The sequence below is a fragment of the Ruegeria sp. AD2(2025) genome (genome assembly GCF_056542385.1).
Map to the genome: position 1 here is coordinate 85428 of NZ_JBQFZS010000012.1, position 10994 is coordinate 96421.

Annotated in this window: 13 protein-coding genes; 6 read left to right on the forward strand and 7 right to left on the reverse strand. The window is 61.0% G+C overall.

Annotated elements, in window-relative coordinates:
• The first annotated feature begins 15 nt into the window (after window positions 1-15).
• Together ACR1XV_RS19235 and ACR1XV_RS19240 are read left to right on the forward strand one after the other, a co-directional pair.
• Window positions 16-285 carry an HPr family phosphocarrier protein gene (locus ACR1XV_RS19235; RefSeq protein WP_170392593.1) on the forward strand — a complete coding sequence of 90 codons (270 nt, stop codon included), beginning with the start codon at window positions 16-18 and terminating at the stop codon, window positions 283-285.
• Between the two features lie 42 nt (window positions 286-327).
• On the forward strand, window positions 328-1218 hold the full coding sequence (locus ACR1XV_RS19240) for a lysophospholipid acyltransferase family protein (protein ID WP_480534317.1): 891 nt from the start codon (window positions 328-330) through the stop codon (window positions 1216-1218).
• A gap of 79 nt (window positions 1219-1297) precedes the next feature.
• Here the strand turns inward: ACR1XV_RS19240 and ACR1XV_RS19245 are convergent, their stop codons facing one another.
• Window positions 1298-2173: a 3-hydroxybutyryl-CoA dehydrogenase gene (locus ACR1XV_RS19245; protein ID WP_480534319.1), complete on the reverse strand. Its 876-nt coding sequence runs from the start codon at window positions 2171-2173 to the stop codon at window positions 1298-1300.
• A gap of 162 nt (window positions 2174-2335) precedes the next feature.
• Between ACR1XV_RS19245 and ACR1XV_RS19250 the strand changes: the two genes are divergently transcribed.
• Complete coding sequence (locus tag ACR1XV_RS19250) at window positions 2336-3154, forward strand: DUF6473 family protein (protein ID WP_480534321.1); 819 nt, start codon at window positions 2336-2338, stop codon at window positions 3152-3154.
• Between the two features lie 62 nt (window positions 3155-3216).
• On the opposite strand, the gene ACR1XV_RS19255 is transcribed toward ACR1XV_RS19250, so the two are convergent.
• The 6 genes from ACR1XV_RS19255 to ACR1XV_RS19280 form a co-directional block, all read right to left on the reverse strand.
• Window positions 3217-4146: an electron transfer flavoprotein subunit alpha/FixB family protein gene (locus ACR1XV_RS19255; RefSeq protein WP_480534323.1), complete on the reverse strand. Its 930-nt coding sequence runs from the start codon at window positions 4144-4146 to the stop codon at window positions 3217-3219.
• Window positions 4146-4904 (reverse strand): electron transfer flavoprotein subunit beta/FixA family protein, encoded by a 759-nt coding sequence (locus tag ACR1XV_RS19260; RefSeq protein ID WP_480534325.1) that lies wholly within the window; start codon window positions 4902-4904, stop codon window positions 4146-4148. Before ACR1XV_RS19260 ends, ACR1XV_RS19255 begins: the two co-directional genes overlap by 1 nt.
• Window positions 4905-5166: 262 nt before the next feature.
• Window positions 5167-5739, reverse strand: a complete 573-nt coding sequence (locus tag ACR1XV_RS19265; protein ID WP_480534327.1) for a cob(I)yrinic acid a,c-diamide adenosyltransferase — start codon at window positions 5737-5739, stop codon at window positions 5167-5169.
• Window positions 5740-5943, reverse strand: coding sequence for a twin transmembrane helix small protein (locus tag ACR1XV_RS19270; RefSeq protein ID WP_480518613.1), 204 nt, complete (start codon window positions 5941-5943; stop codon window positions 5740-5742).
• 77 nt (window positions 5944-6020) lie between these two features.
• Entirely contained in the window at window positions 6021-6848 is an 828-nt protein-coding gene (locus ACR1XV_RS19275) for an SDR family NAD(P)-dependent oxidoreductase (protein ID WP_480534329.1), read from the reverse strand.
• Window positions 6849-6917: 69 nt separating this feature from the next.
• Window positions 6918-7547, reverse strand: coding sequence for an SH3 domain-containing protein (locus ACR1XV_RS19280; RefSeq protein ID WP_480534331.1), 630 nt, complete (start codon window positions 7545-7547; stop codon window positions 6918-6920).
• A 201-nt stretch (window positions 7548-7748) separates the two neighbouring features.
• Between ACR1XV_RS19280 and parC the strand changes: the two genes are divergently transcribed.
• From parC to ACR1XV_RS19295, 3 genes are all read left to right on the forward strand, one after another.
• Window positions 7749-10097: a DNA topoisomerase IV subunit A gene (parC, locus tag ACR1XV_RS19285; RefSeq protein ID WP_480534333.1), complete on the forward strand. Its 2349-nt coding sequence runs from the start codon at window positions 7749-7751 to the stop codon at window positions 10095-10097.
• 98 nt (window positions 10098-10195) lie between these two features.
• Window positions 10196-10789, forward strand: coding sequence for a hypothetical protein (locus tag ACR1XV_RS19290; RefSeq protein ID WP_480534335.1), 594 nt, complete (start codon window positions 10196-10198; stop codon window positions 10787-10789).
• 114 nt (window positions 10790-10903) lie between these two features.
• On the forward strand, window positions 10904-10994 hold a 91-nt coding region (locus tag ACR1XV_RS19295; protein WP_215675807.1), incomplete at its 3' end, for a GTP-binding protein.

Here is a 10994-nt window from a genome sequence, read left to right on the forward strand (position 1 = left end):
ACCGGATAGATTTGAATGACTACGAAAAGTTTGAAAATTATCAACGAAAAGGGCCTGCACGCCCGCGCCTCGGCCAAGCTGGTCGAGGTGGTCGAAGGCTTCGACGCCCGCGCCGAAGTGTCGCGTGACGGACTTTCTGCCTCAGGCGACAGCATCATGGGCCTTTTGATGTTGGCAGCGTCGCGCGGAAGCACTATTGACGTCGAGACGTCCGGCCCGGATGCTGAGGCGTTGGCAGAAGCATTGGAAACCCTGGTGAATGATAAGTTCGGCGAAGGGTTCTGACACCCGACCTGCCGCGACACCAAGGACGGAAAGACCAGGCAATTGGCGGAAACCGCGCACGATACCAAATCAGGCTCCGTAGTGGATCACAACACGGATCGGGGTGAGATTTATGACCGCAGAACCCTGACATACGCCAACTCGTTTGACGACGCCTGGACGGCCACCGCCATCCGCGCCATCGAGTGGCTGACCGGCAAGCTGACCATCCTGCGCATGGTCAACAAGTTCGAGAAACAGAACGAACATTACCGCGGCCAGAAATTCTGGGGCGGCGCGCTCAAGACTATGGGCATCGACCTGACCACCCCGGCCGAACAGATCGCGCGCATTCCGAAAGAAGGGCCCGTCATTGTCGTTGCCAACCACCCGCACGGCATGGTCGATGGCATGATCTTCGCCGAGCTCATCGGCCGGGTCCGCAGCGATTATCGCATCCTGACCCGCTCGGTCCTGACCGGTCTGGACGAGGCGGCGACCTCGTTCATGATCCCCGTGCCCTTCCCGCATGACCCCGAAGCGCAGGCCAAGATGCTCGAGATGCGCGGCAAGACAATGAAACATCTTGCCGATGGCGGCGTCGTGGCGCTGTTCCCGTCAGGCGTGGTGATGTCCTCGGACAGCTGGTTCGGCCCCGCGATTGAGCGGGAATGGAACGTCTTCACCGCCAAGATGATTCGCCGCTCGGGTGCCAAAGTGGTGCCAATCTTCTTCCCCGGCAGCAATTCGCGCTGGTACCAGATCGCCAACCGGCTGTCGCCGATCCTGCGTCAGGGCCTGCTGCTGCACGAAATCGTCCGCTCCTGCAATCGTCCGCAATCCCCGGTGATCGGAGACCCGGTATCCGACGAAGACATGGCCCTGCTCGAACGCGACCCCCGCGGCTTCATGGCCTGGCTCCGCAACCACACGCTGGCTTTGGGCAAAACCTGATCCAAACCTTCATCTGGCCATAAATATCCCGGGAGTGAATTGAGCCGCAGGCTCAAGAGAGGGCTGGCCCTCTCACTTCCTACCGCGTCGGCACCGGAACTTCGCCCCGATAATCATAAAATCCGCGCTCTGTCTTACGCCCCAGCCACCCGGCCTCGACATATTTCGTCAACAGCGGGCAGGGGCGGTACTTGGTATCCGCCAAGCCATCATGCAGCACGTTCATGATCGCCAGACAGGTATCCAGCCCGATAAAATCCGCCAGCTCCAGCGGCCCCATCGGGTGATTGGCCCCCAGCTTCATCGACTGATCGATCGACTGCACATTCCCGACGCCCTCATAAAGCGTATAAACCGCCTCGTTGATCATCGGCATCAGGATGCGATTGACGATAAAGGCCGGAAAATCCTCTGCACTGGCCGAGGTCTTGCCCAGCCGGTCCACAACCGCCTTGCAGGCGCTGAACGTCGGCTCATCGGTGGCAATGCCCCGGATCAGTTCCACCAGTTGCATCACCGGCACGGGGTTCATGAAATGGAACCCCATGAACCGCTCGGGCCGGTCGGTGCGGCTGGCCAGACGGGTGATCGAAATCGACGAGGTGTTCGAGGTCAGAATTGTATGCGGCTGAAGATGCGGCAGCAGATCCTCGAAAATCGCCTGTTTGACGGTTTCCCGCTCGGTCGCCGCTTCGATCACCAGATCGGTCTGGCCGATATCCGGCAGGTTCAGCGTCGTGGTGATCCGCCCCAAAGCCGCCTGCACCGCCTCGTCCGAGATCTTCCCGCGCGAAGCCTGCCGTGCTAGATTGGCCTCGATCGTGCCCATCGCAGCATCCAGAGCCTCCTGACTGATGTCATTGAGCAAAACATCATATTCCGCCAACGCCATAACATGGGCGATCCCGTTGCCCATCTGACCGGCGCCGATCACTCCGACTGATTTTACATCCATGTTCCGATGCCTTTGCTCGCAGGTTACAGGCGACATTATCGGCAGTTCCGGGTGGGCGGCAAGGGGCGCTGACCGGTCAAATTCGCTTCAAATGCGCACATTAGGAGAATCGCAACACCTGCGGCGGCAAGATGGCAGCGGGTGAAAAACTGGGTGAGTGAGATGAGCTATCAACCGACAGGCGGGGGTGGTCCCGCCGAATTTATGTGCCGTTATGGTACCTCGAAGCTGCGGTTTCGGGGCCCTGAACGGGCGCTAAACCGGCCATATATAGCCTGCCTTGGCGGGCAGGAGACCTTCGGGCGCTTCGTCGACCGCCCCTATCCGGCGGTCCTGCAACAGCACCTCGGACGGCGCTGCATCAATTTCGGCAGCCTCTTCTGCGGGGCCGAGGCGCTGCTGCAGGACGAGGGCCTGCTGGACCTGGCCAACGGGGCCCAACTGTGTCTGCTGCAACTGCCCGATCTGGCCGGTCATTCCAACCGGTTCTACCGTGTGCACCCCCGCCGCAACGACCGTTTCGTGGCCCCGACGCGCGATCTGCTGAGGCTGTACCCCGACGAAGATTTCACCGATATCCACTTCGTAGGCCATCTGCTCACGCGATTGCAGGCGCACGACGACGCGCGGTTCGACGCGGTTTTGCAGGAGTTGCAACGCAGCTGGCTGCATCATCTGCAGGATATCCTGAACCGGATCATACCCCCCGTGGTGGCTCTGGCCCTTGCAGTGCAAGAGGGCGAAACAGGCCAAACCGGGCCGGGCCGACTGCTGGCCCAAGCCGGCATGCTCGAGGCGCTCGGGCCGCTCTGCACGCAGATCGTTCAGTTGCCCGCGCAGGTGGCCAGCGTGTCCGACGATCTGGAGGATGTGCTTTTCGGCACGTTGCAGCAGCCCATGGCCGAGCACATGATCGGCCCCGCCGCCCATCGCCGGATTGCCGAGGCGCTGTCACCTGTCATTCAGGATATCGGGATATGACAGAAAAGGCCCGCCAATGGCGGGCCTTGCAAGATTTTTCGACGAAAAATCTCGGCCTCGGATCAGCCGAGTTTCTCGGTCAGTTCCGGCACGGCCTGGAACAGGTCGGCGACCAGACCGAAATCGGCAACCTGGAAGATCGGCGCCTCTTCGTCCTTGTTGATCGCCACGATGACCTTCGAGTCCTTCATGCCAGCCAGGTGCTGGATCGCGCCCGAAATGCCGACAGCGACATACAGGTCCGGCGCAACAACCTTACCGGTCTGGCCCACCTGCCAGTCGTTCGGTGCATAGCCCGAGTCGACCGCAGCACGCGACGCGCCAACAGCGGCACCCAGCTTGTCCGCCAGCGTTTCGATCAGCTTGAAGTCCTCTTCCGAACCGACGCCACGGCCGCCCGAGACAACGACGCCAGCCGAAGTCAGTTCAGGGCGGTCGCTTTCGGCCACCTTGTCCTCGACCCACGACGACAGGTCTTCGGATCCCGGCACCGAAACGGTTTCGACCGAGGCCGAACCACCTTCGCCCGCCGCGTCAAAGCTGGCGGTGCGGATGGTGACGACTTTTTTGGCGTCGTTCGATTTCACGGTCTGGATCGCGTTACCGGCATAGATCGGACGCTCAAACGTCGAACCGTCGACAACGCCGGACGCATCCGAGATCACCATGACATCCAGCAGCGCAGCAACACGCGGCATCACGTTCTTGGCGTCGGTGGTCGCAGGGGCCACGATATGCTCGTACCCATCGGCCAGCGACACGATCAGCGCAGCCGTCGATTCCGCCAGACGATGACCCAGCGAGGCATCCTCGGCGACCAGAACCTTGGACACGCCATCGATCTTGGCGGCGGCCTCACCGGCAGCGGCGGCCGAGCCGCCTGCGGCCAGAACCGTGATGTCGCCCAGCGATTTTGCTGCGGCAACGGTCTTGGCGGTTGCGTCAACGCTCAGTTCGCCATTGTTGACTTCGGCCAGAAGAAGAACAGCCATCACACAGCCCCCGCTTCTTTGAGTTTCTCAACCAGCTCATCGACCGAGCCTACGATGATCCCTGCGGCGCGCGCGGGCGGCTCGTCGGTCTTGACGATTTCCAGACGCGGGGTGACGTCGACGCCGTAATCGGCGGTGGTTTTCTCGTCCAGCGGCTTTTTCTTCGCCTTCATGATGTTGGGCAGCGACGCATAGCGCGGCTCGTTCAGGCGCAGGTCGACGGTGACGATGGTCGGCATCTTGACGCTGATGGTTTGCAGGCCGCCATCCACCTCGCGGGTGACCTTGGCGCTGTCGCCGTCGATGTCCAGTTCGGACGCGAAGGTGCCTTGCGACCAGCCCAGCAGGGCCGACAGCATCTGGCCGGTTGCGTTCATGTCGTTGTCGATCGCCTGCTTGCCACACAGCACCAGACCGGGCTGTTCTTCCTCGACCACCTTGGCCAGGATCTTGGCAACGGCCAGCGGCTCGATGTCCTGATGCACGTCTTCGGCGGCCACAACCAGAATGGCACGGTCGGCGCCCATGGCCAGGGCGGTGCGCAGGGTTTCCTGCGCCTGCTTCACGCCGATCGAAACGGCAACGACTTCGTCAGCCTTGCCTGCTTCTTTCAGGCGGATCGCCTCTTCCACGGCAATCTCGTCGAACGGGTTCATCGACATTTTGACATTGGCGAGATCAACACCGCTGCCGTCCGCTTTGACGCGAACCTTCACGTTGTAGTCGATCACGCGCTTGACAGGCACAAGTACCTTCATTTTTGCGTATGCTCCTTACAAAAACGGCAAGCCGCGCCGCGACTCCACCAATGCTCTCGCTGGTTTAGATAGCGGGTCGTGATGCCCAGCAACAGAGCAAAATCGTCACGTCATGGTTTCGGGACGTCGCGTTTTGTCATTTTTTCGACAGGAAACGAAATTTTATTTCCGCCGGGCGCGCAGATCAGCGGTTCGCGCCGACCTTTGGTCCGGGGCTCCGCCCTTCCGGTCGCCACAACGTCCACTGGACGTTGCGCCGCTTTCAGCGGTTCGCACCCGGAATCCACAGAACATCGTCACGCCCGTTATCGTTGGCGCAGCGCGCAGCGACAAAAAACCAGTCGCTGAGACGGTTGAGGTATTTGACTGCCACCTCGTTCACCGGTTCCATGTTGGTCAGTTCCACCGCCAGACGCTCGGCCCGGCGCGAGACGGTGCGGCAGACATGCAGATGCGCTGCCAGACGCGAGCCGCCAGGCAGGATGAAACTGCGCAGCGGTTCCAGCGTTTCGTTCATGGCATCGATCTCGGCCTCAAGCCGGTCGATCTGGGCGGGGACGATGCGTAGCGGGGTGTATTCAGCCTCGGCATCCTTATCCATGTCGGGGCGACAGAAATCAGCGCCCAGATCGAACAGGTCGTTCTGGATGCGGGACAGGGCGGCCTCGACCCCGCCTTCGGCCTCGGTGCGGGCCACGCCGACGAACGAGTTCAGCTCGTCCACGGTGCCATAGGCTGCGACGCGACCCGCGTATTTGGCAACCCGTTCGCCATTGCCGAGCGCGGTTTTGCCATCATCTCCGGTGCGCGTGTAGATTTTGTTGAGAACGACCATCTATTGAACTCCTTGTCCGCGCAGATAGACGTAGAGCACGATCAGCACCACGGCTATGAACTGAAACAGGATGCGCAGCCGCATCATCTTGTTGCTTTTCATCGCGGCGTCCTTGCCGGGTTTTCCGAAATTCGAGATGCCAATGACCAGCACAGCAACCACCGCCGCCATGGCCAGAAGCAATATGACCATCAACAGGTCCATGCGATCACCGTCCGTGTTTTGTCTCGTTGCCCCTCATCTAGCCCCGATGGCGGCAAAAGCGAACGGGTAATTTCGCCTCAGACGTCCGACAGGATGCGGTCGATCATGCGGGTCGGCAGGATGCGGCGCAGATAGGCGGCGATATAGGTGGGCGTGGTGACATAATACCGGCTGCGGGGGCGGGCGGCTTCGACCGCATGGGCCAGCTTGGCGGTCACGGCCGAGGCCGGCAGTTCGAACCTGTCGGGCCCCGAGGATTCGTAGAGCCGTTTCAGCAGCGACCCCTCGTAGCGCTGGCGCAGGGCCGAGTTTTCCCAGTCGACAAACCGTTCGAAGACCGGGATGGCGTTTTCCCTCAGCCGCGAAGTGATGGGGCCGGGCTCGATCAGGATGACCTTGATCCCGGTGTCCCGCAGCTCCAGCCGCAGCGTGTCCGACAGGCCTTCGATGGCGTATTTGGTCGCCACATAGGCGCCGCGCCACGGATAGGCGACCAGTCCCAGAACGGACGAGTTCTGAACGATCCGTCCATGGCCCTGCGCCCGCATGACGGGAATCACCTGCCGGGTCAGTTCGTGCCAGCCAAAGACATTGGTTTCAAAGATATGACGCAGGCCGTCGGTGGGCACGTCCTCGACCGCGCCGGGCAGGCCATGCGCACCGTTGTTGAACAGCGCATCCAGCGTGCCGCCCGTGGCCTCAAGCACCTGTTGCAGGCCGGATTTGATACTGGCCGCGTCGGTGTAATCGATCAGGGGGCTGTCAAAGCCCTGCGCCCGCAGCCGGTCGCAATCGCGCTGCTGCCGGCACGAGGCAAATACCCGCCAGCCCCGTGCGCGCATCCCATGTGCCGCGTCCAGGCCAATGCCAGACGAACAACCCGTGATCAGGATGGTTTTCTGCATGTTATCCCCGCCCGTATGCCTCGCCCATAGCTATGGCGAGGTTTCGGGCAGGACAATGACCCGACTGCGTCAGTTTCTGGTTTTGCGGATCAGCGAGGCCGAAATCCATCCGACCTGTTGCGTTTCCACCACGCGCAGGCGCAGCCAGCCGGTGCCGGATTCGGCAAACACCTCGACCTGCTGACCGATGGTGCCCTTGCCGATGATCGGATAGATCGTGCCGGGGCCGTCGCGCATGTTCACACGGGTGCCGGCGATTTCGCGGATGTCTTTCTCGGGCTCGGGCAGAACGGGTGTTTCGCTGGCATCGGTCACCGCCTCGGGCGTGACCTGCTGCAGCGCGCTGACCCCCTGTTCCAGCGAGGCCAGCGCCAGTGTTGCGTTCTGATCGGTCACGAAGGACGAATCGAGATTGAGGCCCGTGGCGATTTGCGCCAGCAGCGCGCGGGTTTCCTCGTCGTCACTTGTCTGGGGGGCGTCGGGCACAATCTCGACAACCGGGATGGCGGGCAGCGCGGGTTGCGGCGTGGCGCGGGTGACCAGCTGTTCAACGGCGGGTGCAGGATCGTGATCCGTCTGAGCGGCGATCTGGCGGGGCTGTTCGGCGCGCACACCGCGCGGTTCGAAATCCGGCCCTCCGCTCATGACATAAAAGCTCCAGCCGAGCATGGCAAAAGTGATGATAATAACGCGCGTCATGGCGCACCCCCTGGCAATCGTAACAACAATAAAAAGGCAGCAGTAAGAATGACTGAGAGGATACCATAGATCAGGCTCTGAGTCGAAAGGCGGGGGAAATCCGGTACTTGCCTCCCCCTGTTGCAAAAAGCCTGATGTGCACGGGGTAAAATGTGCAGCGATTGCTTTACCACGGCGCGCTTGCGGCGTATCACATCATGTATGAACGACACGATCGACGACCCCAACATGGAGGCCCCCGAGAGCGGGGGCGAGATAGCCGAACCGCTGCGCCGCGCGATTGGCGAGCGCTATCTGACCTATGCGCTGTCCACCATCATGCACCGCGCTTTGCCGGATGCGCGCGACGGGCTGAAGCCGGTACACCGGCGAATCCTCTATGCAATGCGCGAGCTGCGACTCAGCGCGACGGGGGGGTTCCGTAAGTCTGCGAAAATCTCGGGCGACGTGATGGGTAACTATCACCCGCATGGTGATGCCGCGATTTACGACGCGATGGCGCGTCTGGCGCAGGATTTCAACGTGCGCTACCCGCTGGTCGACGGGCAGGGGAATTTCGGCAATATCGACGGCGATAACCCGGCGGCCTCGCGTTATACCGAGGCGCGGATGACTATCGTGGCCGAGGCGCTGCTGGAAGGTCTGAACGAAGACGCCGTTGATTTTCGCGACAACTATGATGGCACGCTGACCGAGCCGGTTGTGCTGCCTGCGCAGTTCCCGAACCTGTTGGCCAATGGGGCCAGTGGTATCGCTGTGGGGATGGCGACCAACATTCCGCCGCATAATATCTCAGAGCTTTGCGACGCCTGTCTGCATCTGATCAAAACGCCCGACGCGCGCGACGACACTCTGCTGAACTACGTGCCCGGCCCGGACTTCCCGACCGGCGGCGTGATCGTTGAACCGCCCGAGAACATCGCGCAAGCCTATCGCACTGGGCGGGGGTCCTTCCGCCTGCGCTGCAAATTCGAGGTTGAGGATCTGGGCCGTGGCCAATGGCAGATCGTCGTCACCGAGATCCCGTATCAGGTCCAGAAATCCAAGCTGATCGAGAAGATCGCCGAGCTGATCCAGACCAAGAAAATCCCGATTCTCGCTGATGTGCGAGATGAGTCCGCAGACGACATCCGCCTAATCCTCGAGCCGCGTTCCAAAAACGTCGACCCCGAAGTGCTGATGGGCATGCTCTATCGTAACTCGGACCTTGAGGTGCGGTTCAGCCTGAACATGAACGTTCTGATCGACGGTGTGACGCCCAAGGTCTGTTCGATGAAGGAAGTGCTGCGCGCCTTCCTCGATCACCGGCAAGAGGTTCTGATCCGCCGCTCGCGTCACCGTCTGGGCAAGATCGACCACCGGCTTGAGGTGTTGGAGGGATTTATTGTCGCCTTCCTCAACCTCGACCGTGTGATCGACATCATCCGCTATGACGACGACCCCAAAGCCGCGCTGATGCGCGAGGATTGGGGCATCGATCACGTCCGCGCCACAGACGAATCCGACTATGTCTCGCCCAAACCGGGCGAGGGCGAACTGTCCGAAGTTCAGGTCGACGCCATCCTCAACATGCGCCTGCGCAGCCTGCGCCGTCTGGAAGAGATGGAACTGGTACGTGAACGTGACGAGTTGATGCTGGAGCGCGCCAATCTCGAAGACCTGCTGGCCGATCCGGCCTTGCAGTGGGCGAAAATCGCTGAACAACTCAAAGAGACCAAGAAGACTTTCGGCAAAGACTACGAAGGCGGTGCGCGCAGGACGCTGTTTGCCGAGGCGGGGCAGGTCGAGGAAGTGCCGCTTGAGGCGATGATCGACCGCGAACCGATCACGGTCGTCTGCTCTCAGATGGGCTGGATTCGCGCCATGACCGGTCATATCGACCTCAAGCGTGAGCTGAAGTTCAAGGACGGCGACGGGCCACGGTTCATTTTCCACGCGGAAACCACAGATCGGTTGCTGGTCTTTGCCTCGAACGGGCGATTCTACACGGTAAGCGCCGCCAATCTACCCGGCGGGCGTGGGATGGGCGAACCGCTGCGCCTGATGGTCGACCTGCCGAACGAGGCGCAGATCATCGACATCCTGATCCACAAGCCGGGGCGCAAGCTGCTTGTGGCCTCGGACGCGGGCAACGGTTTCATGGTGCCCGAGGATGACGTGCTGGCCCAGACCCGTAACGGCAAGCAGGTGCTGAACGTTAAGGGCGACGAGACGGCGATGATCTGTAAACCCGTCGAGGGTGACCACGTGGCTGTCGTTTCGCAGAACGGAAAGTTCCTCGTCTTCCCGACGGAAGAGCTGCCCGAGATGACCCGAGGCAAGGGCGTTCGCCTGCAGAAATACAATATGGCACGCGGGCGTCAGGGCACGCTGGAGCTGGACGGTGGCCTGTCTGACATCACCACCTTCAACTGGGAAGAGGGTCTGAAATGGTCCATGGGTGGCGATAAAACCCGGCACGAGGCGGATATGTCCCAATGGCTGGCCAAGCGCGCAGGCGTTGGCAAAAAGGCCCCCTATGGCTTCCCGCGCGACTATAAGTTCTCGTGATCAAGCGGCCTGTTTGGTGAAAATCTGCCGATACCGCTTGGCACACCCCGTATCGGTGCGCTAGATCAGATGAAAACAGGCCTATCGAGACGAGAGACATGCTGCGCATTCTGACACTGATCACCGGGCTGGCCCTGATGGGCGCCTGCACCCAGACGCAGGTTTATGAAGAACCCGAAAGCTTGGGCGAATTCAAACTGCGCGTGAACTACGCCTTCGCCGACAAGGCGATTCAGGGACCGGTCTCGCGCGATGCCACGCCCGACGAATGGACGGCAGCGATTCAGAACGCCGTTGATATCCGTCTGGGCCGCTATGAAGGCGCGCAGGATTATGACATCGGCATCAGCCTCGAAGGCTATATGCTGGCCCCTCCGGGCATTCCGGTGATCTATAACCCCAAAAGCACCGCGATCGTGCTGGTGAATGTCTATGACGTGAACAAGAAAGAGTTTCTGGCCAAGGGCAAGAAATTCCAGGTGCTGGAAGACACCACCGGCGGAAGTGCCCTCAAAGGTTCGGGCCACGAACGCACCAAAGACGAGCAGATGAGCGGACTTGCCCTCAAAGTTGCCGACCGTGTCGAAGAGTGGCTGGCCGAGGAACATCTTGAGAATGGATGGTTCGACAAGCGTCCCAGCCTGATCCAGCCGCTCGATTCCGGGGCCGTCACGCAAAATCCGGCGTCCTGATCCGCTTTTCCCTCAGGATGTGCTTGATTTTCCCCCCTGAACCAAATATCTCGCGCGCGCAGATGTAACCACGGGACCAAGGGTCCCCCAAATTGCAAAAAGGGCGCCTGAGGAATGGCAAAGGAAAAGTTTGAGCGTACAAAACCGCACGTCAACATCGGTACGATTGGCCACGTTGACCACGGCAAGACCACGCTGACCGCAG